The following is a 13,743-nucleotide window of genomic DNA, read 5'->3' as shown; positions in this document are numbered from 1 at the left end:
GCCGCCGCATCTGGGGATGACGGGGAGAACTCGGCTTACGCCTCGTCCTCTTCCTCGGCCACCAGTTTCTCCAGCTCTTCCTTGGAAACCGTCTTGTCGGTCACCTTGGCGAGTTCGAGCATGAAGTCGACAACCTTCTCTTCGTAGATCGGCGCACGCAGGGAAGCGAGGGCCTGCTGGTTGTTCTTGTAGAACTCGAACACCTGCTGTTCCTGGCCCGGGAACTGGCGGACGCGGTCATAAAGCGCACGCTGCAGTTCTTCGTCGGTCACCTGGATGTTGTTCTTTTCGCCGATTTCGGACAGAACCAGGCCGAGACGGACACGGCGCTCGGCGATCTTGCGGTATTCCGCCTTCGCCTCTTCTTCCGTGGTGTCTTCGTCCTCGAAGGTCTTCTCGTTGCGCTTCATGTCTTCTTCGACCTGGCGCCAGACAACATCGAACTCGCTGTTGAGCAGTTTTTCCGGCAGGTCGAAGGAATAATGCTCGTCGAGCTTGTCGAGCAGCTGACGCTTGACGCGCTGACGAGTCATCTGACCGAACTGGCCTTCGATCTGGCCGCGAACGATTTCCTTCAGCTTGTCGAGAGACTCAAGGCCGAGGCCCTTGGCAAATTCGTCGTCAACCTTGGCTTCGCCCGGTGCGGCAACTTCCTTGACAACAACGTCGAAGGTGGCTGCTTTGCCGGCCAGATGCGCTGCCGGGTAGTCTTCCGGGAATGTGACTTCAACGACCTTCTCGTCGCCGGCCTTGACGCCGATCAGCTGATCTTCGAAGCCCGGAATGAACTGGCCGGAGCCGAGAACGAGCATGCCGTTTTCGTCGGCACCGCCGTCAAACGGCTCGCCGTCGATCTTGCCCAGATAGGACATGGTCACGCGGTCGCCGTCCTTGGCCTTGCCCTTCTTGGTGTCGAACGGGGTGTTGTTCTTGGCAATCTCGGCAACCTGCTCGTCGACTTCGCTTTCGGCGATTTCGACAACCGGACGCTCGATTTCGATGCCGGCGAAATCGACGATTTCGAACTCGGGCAGAACGTCATAGGTCATCTTGAAGGACAGGTCGGCGTCGCCGGCCATGATCTTTTCGGCATCTTCTTCCGGAAGATCGATTTCCGGGGTCAGAGCCGGGCGCTCGGAGCGCTCCTCAACGGCCTTCTGGGTGGTTTCCTGGATGGTGTTCGACAGGATCTCGGCCATGGCCTGGCGGCCATACATCTTTTTCAAGTGGGCGAGCGGAACCTTGCCCGGGCGGAAGCCCTTGATGTTGGCCTTGTTTTTCAGGTCGGCCATGTAATCGTCGAGCTTGGTGGCGAGATCACCAGCCGGAATGTCGATTTTCAGCTCACGCTTGAGGCCCTCGGAGAGGGTTTCGGTTACCTGCATGGGTTTTGTCGTCCTCGATCCCGAGCGGCAATCCGCCCCGGAGGTTTCGTTTTTAAAATCCCGTGTGCCGCATCGCCTGCACTCCCCTTTTGACAGGAGCGTTCAAACGGCCATGCTTCGCCCCGAACGGAATCCGGGACGCACGATGGGAGCGCGATAAAGCGTAGGTCCGAAAGTGTCAAGGGGAGAGCGGGGATTTGCGGGAGAAAAGCAGCGAATGAAGGCGCCTTGCGGCCAGAACGGAACACGCATTCGAGTTCGCGCATTGAATGCCGAAAGATCAGAAATGCATGGTGCGGATGGAGGGACTTGAACCCCCACGCCTTGCGGCACCAGAACCTAAATCTGGCGTGTCTACCAATTCCACCACATCCGCGTCGCAAGGGCTTTGGGCGCCCCGCGATTGAAGCGGGGCCTCTATAACACCGCTGATTTTCCCGTCAAAGGAAAAAGCTGGCATCTTCCTCACCCCTGCCCGGTTTTCTCCACAAGCGTGCGGATCGCCGGTTTCAGCGCCGAAGCAAGGTCTTCCGCCGAGAGCCCCGGCCCGGCCTCGCGGCCAGCCTCGCCATGCAGCCAGACCGCCTGTGAAGCCGCCTCGAATCCGGGCACGCCCTGGGCCAGGAGACCGGCGGCGATGCCGGCGAGTACGTCGCCGGAGCCGGCTGTTGCCAGCCAGGGAGGCGCGTTGCGGTTGATCGCGGTGCGCCCGTCCGGCGCGGCAATGACCGTGTCCGGCCCCTTCAGAACGACGACGGCACCGGATTTGGCGGCGGCGTTGCGCGCACGACAGAGTTTGCCGCCCTCGAGCCCGGGAAACAATCGCGCGAATTCACCGTCATGCGGTGTCAGGATGACCGGCTCGGGATTGTCCTTGATCGCCGCGAACAAGGCATCGGGGCACGTGGCAAAGCTGGTCAAGGCATCAGCATCGAGAACGGTCGCCCGGCCGGCCTTGAGAATTTCCGTGACTGCGGCGCGCGTCTTGTCGCCAACACCGAAGCCCGGACCGATCAGCACCGCGTTCAGGCGTCTGTCGGCAAGCAAATCCGCAATTGCCTCCACACCTGCCAGTTTCTTCAGCATCACCGCCGTCAGATGGCAGGCATTGACCATGACCGCATCCGGTGGCGAGGCCAATGTGACCAGCCCCGCCCCCGCCCTCAGCGCTGCTCCGGCCGATAACCGCGCGGCGCCGGTGGCGGTAACAGGTCCGCCGAAGACAATGACATGACCTCTGGAATATTTGTGCCCGGCCGGATCGGGGCGCGGCCAGGCCTCCAGCCACAGATCGGGACCATTGATGAACGTATCGGGCGCGATCTGATCGAATACAGAGGCTTCAATGCCGATATCGGCCACGGTGATTTCGCCGCACAAGGCACGACCCGGGTAAAGCAGATGTCCCGGCTTTTGCCGGAAGAACGTGACGGTCGCGCGCGCCTTGATCGCAACGCCCGGCACTGCGCCGTCGGCGCCGTTCAAACCGGAGGGAAGATCGACGGCCAGAAGGGGTTTGCCGCTTCGGTTGACGGCCTCCACCAATTCAGCCGCACCGCCTTGCAGCGGCCGGTCCAGCCCGGCGCCGAACAGCGCGTCTATGATCAGGTCCGCGCGCGTCAAGGCTTCTGCAGCATCGTCCGCGATCCGGTCGTCCTTCAGCAGGGGCAAAGCGGCCATATCCATGCGACCGAAGGCTTCCAGAGCATCGCCCTTGAGAGCCTCAGCCGCCTTCAGCAAGCGTGTCTCGACGCGGTAGCCGGCGGCGGCCAGACAGCGGGCGGCGATGAAGCCGTCGCCGCCATTGTTGCCCGGACCGCACAGCACAAGGACAGCGCCGCCCGGCGCGCCAAGCTTCAGGGCGGCCCTTGCCACGGCCTGACCTGCCCGTTCCATGAGCACTATGCCCGGAACTCCGGCAGCAATGGTCAGTCGATCCGCCGCCGCCATCTCTTCCGGCGTCAGCAAAGCCGCGTTTTTCCGTGATTTTTCAGCCGTCATTGCTTGGGCCTCCTGCTCGCAGGCGCAAAGTGGCCGGGATCGGCAGATTTGTCGAGCGTCGCAGACATGATGACGATGTGAACGAAGAATCTGCCTAACTAATAGGCTGCTTGCACAAATATTAACCAAGCTTACTGCGGTGCGGCACTGTAAGCTGCGCTGCAAATGCCGGATCTGCCGCTTTTAGTGGCGGAATTCCCGGCTCGAAAAATTTTTCAAGGGTGCATCCTGCGTTTGGCACACATCGTGCTTCAATGGTCGCAACGGTCCCTCCGGGCCCGGCCGGGTTGTTTTGACCCGATCATCCGGAAGAGATCCCGCCGACACCCAGGCCTTCACAGCGGAGAGAGACACAAGGTGATGAAAAAGATCGAGGCGATCATCAAGCCCTTCAAACTGGATGAGGTCAAGGAAGCGCTCCAGGAGGTCGGTCTCCAGGGCATCACTGTGACCGAAGCCAAGGGTTTCGGCCGCCAGAAAGGCCATACGGAGCTCTACCGCGGCGCGGAATATGTTGTCGATTTCCTGCCGAAGGTTAAGGTAGAAATCGTCCTGGGCGATGACATGGTCGAAAAGGCCGTCGAAGCCATCCGTTCCGCCGCGCAGACCGGCCGCATCGGCGACGGCAAGATTTTTGTTTCCAGTATCGAAGAGACGGTCCGCATCCGGACGGGCGAATCCGGTATCGACGCCATCTGACCCACCGTTCCGGCGTCCGCCGGTATTCCGAATTCCGGTCCGTTAGTCCCAGAGCCAAATTGCAAAACACTCTGCCGGGCCGGAACCAAACCCACCGTTCACACGAAAAATCAAAGGGATGGACATTATGACCACTGCCGCTGAAGTCCTGAAGGAGATTCAGGAAAAGGACGTGAAATTCGTCGACCTGCGCTTTACCGATCCGAAAGGCAAAATGCAGCACGTCACCATGGACGTTGCACTTGTCGATGAAGACATGTTCGCTGAAGGCGTTGCCTTCGACGGCTCGTCCATCGCCGGCTGGAAGGCCATCAATGAGTCCGACATGATGCTGATCCTGGATCCGGAATCCGCTCACATGGACCCGTTCTTCGCCCAGTCCACCATGGCGATCTTCTGCGACATCGTCGACCCGATCACCGGCGAAGGCTACAACCGCGACCCGCGCATGACCGCCAAGAAGGCTGAAGCCTACGTCAAGTCCGGCGGTTTCGGCGACACCATCTATGTCGGTCCGGAAGCCGAATTTTTCATGTTCGACGACGTCCGCTTCAACGCAGATCCGTACAACACCGGCTTTATCCTGGACAGCGCCGAACTGCCGTCCAACATGGGCTCCGAATATGAGACCGGCAACCTCGGTCACCGTCCGCGTACCAAGGGCGGCTATTTCCCGGTTCCGCCAGTCGACAGCGCTCAGGACATCCGCTCCGAAATGCTGTCTGTCATGGCCGAAATGGGCGTCCCGACCGAAAAGCACCACCACGAAGTGGCGGCCGCACAGCACGAACTCGGCATGAAATTCGACCACCTGACCCGTTGCGCCGACAACATGCAGGTCTACAAATACGTCGTGCACCAGGTCGCGCATGCTTACGGCAAGACCTCGACCTTCATGCCGAAGCCGGTTTTCGGCGACAACGGCACCGGCATGCACTGCCACCTGTCGATCTGGAACAACGGCGACCCGACCTTTGCCGGCAACCAGTATGCCGATCTGTCCGAGACCTGCCTGTACTTCATCGGCGGCATCCTGAAACACGCGAAAGCCCTGAACGCCTTCACCAACCCGTCGACCAACTCCTACAAGCGTCTGGTCCCGGGCTATGAAGCGCCGGTTCTGCTGGCCTACTCCTCGCGCAACCGGTCGGCTTCCTGCCGTATTCCGTTCACCTCGTCGCCGAAGGCAAAGCGCGTTGAAGTCCGCTTCCCGGATCCGACCGCGAACCCGTATCTGTGCTTCTCCGCACTCCTGATGGCCGGCCTTGACGGTATCAAGAACAAGACCCATCCGGGCGATGCCATGGACAAGAACCTCTACGACCTTCCGCCGGAAGAACTCGCAGAGATCCCGACCGTCTGCGGCTCCCTTCGTGAAGCTCTGGAAGCCGTCGATGCGGACCGTGAGTTCCTGAAAGCCGGCGGCGTCTTCGACGACGACCAGATCGATGCCTACATTGAACTGAAGATGGAAGAAGTCGAGCGCTACGAAATGACCCCGCACCCGGTCGAGTTCGACATGTACTACTCCGTCTAAGAGCACCGCTCTTTTCGGTTTGGAAAACCCCGGCCATTGGCCGGGGTTTTTTGTTGGTTTCAGACCTTTCTCGCCTAACTTTGTAGCCAGTCCCCAAGACTTGGCCGTCTGCTCCGCCCCCTGCCCCGCATCGCCGGAGACGCGATCATGGCGTTGAGCACAGCCTCCTGGGTTGTTTCAGCCGCGGCCTGAAAAAGAGAGTCGATCTTGTCTTCCCGCAGAATATCGCGGGCGATGAAATCGCTCTCTTCGAAATGCGCCAGCCGATGAGCCGTCGAAAAAGCCAGCGCGATGTCGCCGCTGCCATTGCCGTAATAAGCGCCCAGACGGGCTAATCCTGCCCCGGCCCGCTTCGCGATCCGTTTCAGCTGCCGGCTTTCCAGTGGCACATCCGTTGCCAAGACGATGATGACCGACCCGCGCTCCTCCGTCTGCACGGCCGCTTTGGGATGCGGCCGCCGCCCGTCCGGCAGCACCAGATCGCCGGGCCTGCCGAAATTCGCCAGCACCAGAGCCCCGAGCGTGAACGAGCGGCCGGCCAGCGCGAATACGCGCGACGCACTGCCAATGCCGCCCTTGAAGCCGAAGGCGCTCATACCGGTTCCCGCACCAACGCTGCCTTGACCAAATGCCGTAGACGCCGCCGCGAGGGCGGCTTCGGCATCCGCTTCGCTCAAGGCCATGGCCTGAATGTCGTTCAGATAACCGTCATTGCATTCCATCACCACGGGATTGACGGTACCGGTCGACCGGCCGATCTCGGGATTTTCGGAGATTGCCCGGCGGATCAGGGTGTTGACGCCTGTGCCGACACCGAAGGTATTGGTCAGGAGGATAGGCGTCTCAAGCGTTCCCAGCTCCTCCACCTGAACGAGGCCGGCGCTTTTGCCGAATCCGTTGATGACCTCGACAGCTGCCACCAGCTTCTCCCGGAACAGATTGCCCGGGTGCGGCAAGATCGCGGTAAAGCCTGTTCTGAAGTCTCCTTCCGAGAGCGTCCGGTGACCGACCGAAACCCCGGCAACATCGGTTATCGTGTTTCCCGGGCCTGGCGTCATTGCACCGCAGGTAATGCCATGGGACCTGCATGGCGATAGAGACACAGCTGACACGAAACACCTTGTAATATGAGAATCGAAGGCGCCCAGATTGGCGTCGCCAGCGCGTGCTCACAAGGCCGCTGCAACGCGGGCATTGGTCTTCAGAATGGGTGCTTTGTCTCTCATGGACGGAAATGCCAAATATTGTAATACTTTAAAAATGCGTTTTGAGTAGCGGGGCGGTCATGAAGGAATTTCACGGCATTTGTTCAGAGCATTGCATCGCCGATGAACACCTGAATTTTCATGGCATCGCGGAGACCGGTCTGACCGTGCGGGCCGGCATTATCGTAAACCTGCATGGCGTTTTGCAGGGACCGGTCATTGTCGAGAAGGACGCTCGTCTGACCATTTACGGCCTGCTTGAAGGCGAGATCGACGACCAGGGCGGCAAGATTATCGTGCGCGGCACGGCCAGCTCCCTCGCAGGCAAAAAGGATTCCTGAGAACACGCAGTCCAGATGTACCCGGACTAAAACGAAAAAGCCTCCCGAAGGAGGCCATTCGTTCACACCTGAGACGGTTGCTCAGTAGCAGACGCGCTGGTGGGCAACGACCACGTAACGGCCATAGTAAGGATCCCAGCGGGTGACCGGACGGTAGGAACAGCGGACCGGAGCGTAGTAGCGCGGGCGGGCCTGATTGGCGATGATGGCGCCGGCGGCCAGACCAATAATGGCACCTGCGGCAACGGCACCGGCGCGGTTGCGGTTCTTGGCATGGGCTTCGTTCGGAGTAACGGTCACGGCGGCGGTCGCCACTGTGGCAAGGGTCACGGCGGCAATGGCAAACTTGCGGAACATGTCGGGTCCTTTCGAGTTGGGCTCAGCAGGCTCCTCGCCGCTGACAAAAACACCCTATCTTCGAGACAAATCGATCTCTGTGACCACAATCACGCAAGGTCACTTTCGCGTGCATGTGCTAAAAACCATTTGGGGGATCTGTTCGAACTCGATTCTGGGAGTTTTCTATGTGGGTGATCATGGCCGTTTCCATCCAGCTGCTGTCGGGACCGAACAGCTGGGCCGTTGCGGATCAGGGAACGTTTGAAAACGAGGCCGAATGCGAGGCGGCGCTCTCCGAGGCGGTGCCGCGCACCCTCTCCGACGGCATGCGGCTCGCGTGGGAGCAGAGCGAACTGAAATTCATCTGCCTCAAGGTGCGCGATTCCTGAGACAGCCTGTGCCATCACCGGCTAGTCACCCGAATCTGAAGTTCGTCTTATTTCCCGGCACACTCGGAACGAGCTTCAGATTCAAAAGGGTGACTAGCAAGCATAAGTTTCTAGTGTGGTTTTCGAATTTGAAATTCGCTTCGATGGTCGCTGCAACAATGAGGCGAATTTCAAATTCACCACACTAGGGCTCCCGGTCGTGGCTACAGCTAGGGGGACACTATGCTGCAAGGCGCAATGATAGTCTGGTTCGTTCTGACAGCCGCCAGCCTGGCCTTTGTATTGTGGGATTCGATCTATAACGGCGTCACCAGCTGGGTCCAGCGTCTCGCCTGGATCCTGGTCGTTGCCTATACCGGCCCCGTCGGATGTTTCCTTTACCTGGTGACCTGCCGGCGCCCTTTCCCCGGCGGCCACGTTCCTTTTGCCAAAAAGCCCTGGAAACAGGCGATGAACAGCGAAATGCACTGTCTGGCTGGCGACGCCACCGGGATCGTCATCGCTGCCTCGATCGTGCCGTTGCTCGGACTGACAAACGGCTGGGACGGCGTGTTCGAATATGCCGCCGGTTTTGTCTGCGGCCTATTCATCTTCCAGGCCTTGATGATGCGGGGCATGTTCGACGGAAATTATTGGAAGGCGGTTCAAAAGACGTTCTTTGCCGAGACCGTTTCGATGAATTTCGTCATGGCCGGCATGCTTCCCACAATGATGATCCTCACCAGCCTGTGGCCGGGATCGGAAGACCCGTTGTCGGCGGCCTTCTGGTTCCGGATGAGCCTTGCCTCGATCGTTGGCCTCGTGACTGCCTATCCGGTCAATTACTGGCTGGTCACGGCCCATCTCAAGCACGGCTGCATGACCTTGCCCGGCAAGGACACGCCCGGGCTCGGGCACCGGTCGCCGGAAGCCATGAACCATGCGGGCATGGCGCACAGCGGCGCCGGCAGCCACGCGATGTCCGGCGAAGGCCCGATGGAAATGGCAAGCTTGTCCCTCACCACGCAGACACTTCTGATCGCCGCTTCCTTTGGCGTCCTGATTGCAGCCGGCCTTATAACCAATCTCTACGTTCCAGTGACGTTCTGACTGCCACCCGCGCCACCTCCGAAACAGCAATGGCCCGTTTTGGGGCGCGCGCCTGCGGCGACGGGCCTGTTTTCCTTCGCACTGCAATTTACAAGCCCGTCTGCACGCGCTAGAGCACATCGCCAAGGAAGCCAAGTGGCAAAACATTACGGACAGGCAGGCATGAGCGAGTTCAAGTCGGACTTTCTAAACGTACTTACCGAACGCGGTTTCATTCATCAGATATCGGATCCCAAGGGTCTGGACGATCTGTGTGCAAAGGAAACTGTCACCGCCTATATCGGCTTCGACTGCACCGCGCCGAGCCTGCATGCCGGCTCACTTGTGCCGATCATGATGCTGCACTGGTTCCAGAAAACCGGACACCGCCCGATCGCCCTCATGGGTGGCGGCACAACACGTGTCGGCGATCCTTCCGGCAAGGACGAATCCCGCAAGATGCTGACTGAGGACCTCATCGAGGCGAACAAGGCCGGCATCCGCAAAGTATTTGAAAAACTGCTCACTTTCGGTGACGGCCAGACCGACGCGCTCATGCTCGACAATGCCGAGTGGCTGCTAAAACTGAACTATGTCGATTTCCTGCGCGAAATCGGCAGGCACTTTTCCGTCAACCAGATGATCCAGCGCGACTCCGTGCGCCTGCGCCTTGAACGCGAGCAGCACCTGTCGTTCCTGGAATTCAACTACATGCTGCTGCAGGGCTACGACTACCTGGAGATCTACCGGCGCACCGGCTGCCGGCTGCAGATGGGCGGGTCCGACCAGTGGGGCAACATCCTGTCGGGCACGGATCTTGTTCGCCGCCTGGCCGATGTGGAGGCTTTCGCCCTTACCTCGCCGCTCCTGACCACCTCCTCCGGGGCCAAGATGGGCAAGACCGCCGCCGGGGCTGTCTGGCTCAACGAAGAGCAGCTGTCGGCCTATGACTATTGGCAGTATTGGCGCAACACCGAAGATGCGGATGTGGAACGGTTCCTGAAGCTGTTCACCGTGCTGCCCATGGACGAGATTGCGCGTCTGGCGGCGCTTCAGGGCTCGGAAGTAAACGAGGCCAAGAAAATCCTAGCGACCGAGGCCACTGCATTGATCCACGGCCGGGACAAGGCTGAAGCCGCCGCCGAGACGGCCCGCAAGGCTTTCGAGGAAGGCCAGTCCGCCGAAGGCCTGCCGACGGTTGAAATTCCCAGAGCGGACCTGGAAGCCGGCCTCGGCGTATTGTCCGCCTTTGTCACCGCCGGGCTTTGCGCCTCCAACGGCGATGTCCGCCGCAACATCAAGGGCGGCGCGGTCAAGATCAATGACCAGGGCGAACAGAACGACAAGCGTCAGCTGACACCGGACGACCTCACTGCGGACGGCATCGTCAAACTGTCGCTTGGCAAGAAAAAGCATGTGTTGCTTAAGCCGATATGATCCGGGATCACAAGCTGTGAAACGAAAAGCCGGGCCTCTGCCCGGCTTTTTCAGTTCGCCTGAAACTCGAACATCTTGCGGAAGATGCCCGGCGCGATCGCAGAGATCGGATTGACGGTGAGCACCGGATCCGAAACCGAGCCTGACAGACGGTAGGTCACACCGATCAGCCCCTCGCCGGAATTGCCGCCAAGCGCGAAGCCAAGCAACGGGATCTTGGCGAAGAAATTGTTGAGTGCATAAATGGGCACGAAGGTGCCGGTCAGGTTCAGGGACTGTGCCGCAAGATCGACCGTGCCGCTGACGGTTCCGCCAAGCGCGTTGCCCTGCAGGGCCCCGCGGCTGATTGACAAGATGTCACCCTCCCGGGTGAAGCTGATGTTGAGCGTGTCAAAATTCGCGCTTCCAGTCGATTCCCGCGCGCTCACAGTCGCGGCCGTTCCGTCTCGGTTGAGTTTCGTGCGGTCCCGCTCCCGGATACGCTTGATCGCGGGATCCTCGGTGATGCGCAAGTTGCGGACATTGAATTCCCCGACCCAGCTGTCCTCATCCGCCATGGCAACGCTGAGCGTTCCGGCGCCGCCCTGCATGCGCTCATAGAGATCGAGGAAACGCAGTGTCGCACCGGTGTTGGCAAACCGGCCATTCGCCGACTGAGAGCCCCCCTGGTCGGCGACCGCAAATTCAAAATTGTCGCGTCCGTTGACCTGTCCCTTCAGATCGGCGGAGATCAGCCCTCTTGCGCCGGTTTCCATCTGGCCGCTGAAAGCATCGATCTCCTGGTTGTTGAAACCGATCACCCGTTCGATAGTCGCGGCGATCCGTGCACCGCTGGAGAAGTCGCCCGCACCTTTGCTGCCGCCTGGGCTGCGCATGCTGCGGATCAGTCCGCGGGCATCGAATGCGGCACCGGCAAAGATGATGTCGTAGCGGCCGTCGGAGGCGCGCTGAATGTCGACTTCAACATCATCGCCTGGACGCAATTTGAACGTCTCGAACGACGCGTTGGCCAGGTCGCCGTTTTCGGAAAGGTTCATATGCCCGGAGACATCGGCCCCTTCCGACGTCAATTTGAAATCCTGCACCTTGCGGACGCCAGCGATCTCGATCAGCTTGAAGGAGGCTGTTGCCGGCACGCCCTTGGCCTTTTGCCAACCAAGGGCCAGCAGATGCAGCTCAGTCTGCTTCAGATCAATGACAAATTCCTGCCCCCCGGTGGCCTTGGCCACGCTCAAGGTCATGCCGCCCTCCAGGAAGGCCGTCAGATCGATGCCTTTGTCTTTCAACTGTTCGGCTGTCACGCTGACGACGACGTCCTGCCGGGCGGCTACGCCGGATTCCCCGAGTGGAACGACCAGATCAATATCGGCGCGCAAACCGTCGAGTATGCCCTTGCCGGTAATCGCCACCTGATCCCGGTCCGCTTCCAGCGAGACATCGGCCTTGGCCACCGTGTGCCCCATGATGGGATTGGCATCGGTGAAATCATTCAATTGTCCGGTGGCGCTCCAGTCGACATCGGCCAGATCGATCTGCTTGCCGAGTGGGAAACGGGCCTTGATGTCAAAATGACCGGTCCCCTGGACACCGCCCTGCTCCAGACCGGCGCGATCAAGCACCTTGAAGGGAGCGCTGTTGCCCACGGACCCAAGATCGAGCGCGGAGCCTTCCAGGCGCGCAGTCAGCTCGGCGATCTTGCCTTCCCGCAATGGGAGATGGTGGATCTTGAAGACGGAATCCGGCACTTGCACGATGCCTCCGGTCGCGGCGCTCGCGGAGCCGGCATGCGAGGACATTGTGAGCGTCTCGTCCTTCACGGATAGAGAGCCGCTCAGACCGGTGATCTCGGGAATATCCCCGATCGGGGTCACCGCCGCACCGGAAAAAGTCATGTCCATGCGCATGTCATTGCCGGACCAACCCGGGTCGGGATCACGTGGATCGAATGCCGGAGGCTGAAACGCACCTGTATAGGACACGGTCTCGATAAGACCAGCCTTGATCCGTTCATTGATCCAGCGCCTCGCCGGCGGCACGAGGGTGATCGGCCAAAGCTGCTTGGCGAGCGCCACCGGGATATTCTCGCCCTCGGCGGCAAGCGCAAGGTAAGGTCCGTCTGCGGTGATCTCCAGAATGGCGACCCCCTGGGCGACAGCCTTCCCCGACCTTGCCGTAAACCGGTCGACAGTGAGCAGTCGCTTCACTGGATCGAAGCGCGAGCGCACCTGAATGCCATCCAGCATATGCGGTTCCTCCGGCACGTCGGCCGACCCGAATTGCGGATAGTCCGCATCCAGGTTGATTTGCCAATCGCCGCCGCCGCCCACCACGGGAGCCAGGCTCCCGGTGAAAAATATCCGCGTGTTGCCGCGAATGATGTGCGATTTTGTGACTTCAATGTCGCTCCGCCCCTTTCGAAACAGGAGCGAGATGGCCGCATCGTCAAAGGCCACCAGCGTCTTGCCCATCTGGAACCAGCCATTGCGGACGCGGGCAACCGCATTCGCGCTCAGGAACTTGCCCTCTCCGGTGAGCCGGCTCTCGATTTTTGCGGAAGCAGGCAGACCAAATCCCTTGCCCTGCTTGGCTTCAACGCCCGGTCCGAGGAGCTCCGCGAGCGTGATGCCGTTGACGACCACACCGATATTCTTTTGACGGCCTCCCTCCGGCGCGCTCCTGGCGAGTTCCATATGCCAGGTCGAGACATTGCCGGACACCTTGGCATAGGCGCGGATCGTGCGGCTTTCACCGCGGAAAATGTCGGCGTCGATTTCATCGAACCGCCGTGACTTTGTTCCATGCAGGACTACAGACGCGTTTCGAATCCTCACGAAGCGCAAATCACGGCGCGCGAACTGGTCGTCGATGACATCGCTGATCCGGTCGACCGCCTCCATGAGTGGCTCCATTTCCGGCACCTTGGCCGGACCGCCATTCAGGACAAGTTTGACATGCGGCTTGTCCAGGCTGAGCCAGGAAAAATGAACCTTGCCTGACAGCAGGGCATCTCTGTTTAGCGGCGCTGTCAGCCTCGGCAAGGTGATCTGGACGGGCGACGGGCCGTCTATCTCGGCCCGCATGTCCTCGATTACGATGTTGATGCCGTCCGGCGCCGTAAAATCGAGGCTTGCTCGCGACACCTCCAGCTGTACGGGACCGCGTGTTCCCTGATAGGCAAGCAGACTGCCAAGCAAAGGCACGCGTACCGGCCCGGAGGCAAACAGGGTGACGACCCCGGCAATCAGCAAGATAAAACCCGCGAGCACGACCCAACGCAAACGCCGCCGACGTTTCGGCGGTTTTTCTGGAACCGGTTTCTTTGATCCGCCAGTTTGTGGCAAA

At 60.2% G+C, this 13,743-nt stretch carries 11 protein-coding genes and 1 tRNA gene; 6 read left to right on the top strand and 6 right to left on the bottom strand.

Features of this window, described 5'->3' with window-relative positions:
- Window positions 1–35: 35 nt before the first annotated feature.
- The 3 genes from tig to M0H32_RS03445 all read right to left on the bottom strand — a co-directional run bounded on the left by tig (window position 36) and on the right by M0H32_RS03445 (window position 3,386).
- Window positions 36–1,385, bottom strand: a complete 1,350-nt coding sequence (gene tig / locus M0H32_RS03455; protein ID WP_248150729.1) for a trigger factor — start codon at window positions 1,383–1,385, stop codon at window positions 36–38.
- Between the two features lie 291 nt (window positions 1,386–1,676).
- Window positions 1,677–1,761 (bottom strand) — tRNA-Leu (locus M0H32_RS03450).
- A gap of 89 nt (window positions 1,762–1,850) precedes the next feature.
- On the bottom strand, window positions 1,851–3,386 hold the full coding sequence (locus M0H32_RS03445; protein ID WP_248150726.1) for an NAD(P)H-hydrate dehydratase: 1,536 nt from the start codon (window positions 3,384–3,386) through the stop codon (window positions 1,851–1,853).
- A gap of 360 nt (window positions 3,387–3,746) precedes the next feature.
- Here M0H32_RS03445 and M0H32_RS03440 point away from each other — a divergent pair, with 360 nt between their 5' ends.
- Both M0H32_RS03440 and glnA read left to right on the top strand, forming a co-directional pair.
- Window positions 3,747–4,085, top strand: coding sequence for a P-II family nitrogen regulator (locus tag M0H32_RS03440; protein ID WP_248150724.1), 339 nt, complete (start codon window positions 3,747–3,749; stop codon window positions 4,083–4,085).
- Between the two features lie 127 nt (window positions 4,086–4,212).
- Entirely contained in the window at window positions 4,213–5,622 is a 1,410-nt protein-coding gene (gene glnA / locus M0H32_RS03435; protein ID WP_248150723.1) for a type I glutamate--ammonia ligase, read from the top strand.
- Window positions 5,623–5,696: 74 nt separating this feature from the next.
- Here the strand turns inward: glnA and M0H32_RS03430 are convergent, their stop codons facing one another.
- Complete coding sequence (locus M0H32_RS03430) at window positions 5,697–6,680, bottom strand: DmpA family aminopeptidase (protein ID WP_248150722.1); 984 nt, start codon at window positions 6,678–6,680, stop codon at window positions 5,697–5,699.
- A 227-nt stretch (window positions 6,681–6,907) separates the two neighbouring features.
- On the opposite strand from M0H32_RS03430, the gene M0H32_RS03425 reads away from it, so the two are divergent.
- A complete protein-coding gene (locus M0H32_RS03425; protein WP_248150721.1) occupies window positions 6,908–7,168 on the top strand; it encodes a hypothetical protein in 261 nt (86 codons plus the stop codon).
- 81 nt (window positions 7,169–7,249) lie between these two features.
- On the opposite strand, the gene M0H32_RS03420 is transcribed toward M0H32_RS03425, so the two are convergent.
- Complete coding sequence (locus M0H32_RS03420; protein WP_248150719.1) at window positions 7,250–7,525, bottom strand: tyrosyl-tRNA synthetase; 276 nt, start codon at window positions 7,523–7,525, stop codon at window positions 7,250–7,252.
- Window positions 7,526–7,692: 167 nt separating this feature from the next.
- Between M0H32_RS03420 and M0H32_RS03415 the strand changes: the two genes are divergently transcribed.
- The 3 genes from M0H32_RS03415 to tyrS all read left to right on the top strand — a co-directional run bounded on the left by M0H32_RS03415 (window position 7,693) and on the right by tyrS (window position 10,401).
- The gene (locus M0H32_RS03415) at window positions 7,693–7,896 is read left to right on the top strand and encodes a hypothetical protein (RefSeq protein WP_248150717.1); all 204 of its coding nucleotides are present in this window, start codon (window positions 7,693–7,695) and stop codon (window positions 7,894–7,896) included.
- A gap of 237 nt (window positions 7,897–8,133) precedes the next feature.
- A complete protein-coding gene (locus M0H32_RS03410) occupies window positions 8,134–8,985 on the top strand; it encodes a DUF4396 domain-containing protein (RefSeq protein WP_248150714.1) in 852 nt (283 codons plus the stop codon).
- A 162-nt stretch (window positions 8,986–9,147) separates the two neighbouring features.
- Window positions 9,148–10,401 carry a tyrosine--tRNA ligase gene (gene tyrS, locus M0H32_RS03405; RefSeq protein ID WP_248150711.1) on the top strand — a complete coding sequence of 418 codons (1,254 nt, stop codon included), beginning with the start codon at window positions 9,148–9,150 and terminating at the stop codon, window positions 10,399–10,401.
- A 50-nt stretch (window positions 10,402–10,451) separates the two neighbouring features.
- Here tyrS and M0H32_RS03400 read toward each other — a convergent pair whose 3' ends face one another.
- Window positions 10,452–13,649 (bottom strand): YhdP family protein, encoded by a 3,198-nt coding sequence (locus M0H32_RS03400; RefSeq protein ID WP_248150709.1) that lies wholly within the window; start codon window positions 13,647–13,649, stop codon window positions 10,452–10,454.
- Between the last annotated feature and the right edge of the window lie 94 nt (window positions 13,650–13,743).

It is taken from the genome of Roseibium sediminicola, assembly GCF_023156505.1.
GTDB classification, from domain to species: Bacteria; Pseudomonadota; Alphaproteobacteria; order Rhizobiales; family Stappiaceae; genus Roseibium; species Roseibium sediminicola.
Note: the sequence above shows the minus strand (reverse complement) of the source record. Positions and strands in the feature narration are given on the sequence as shown.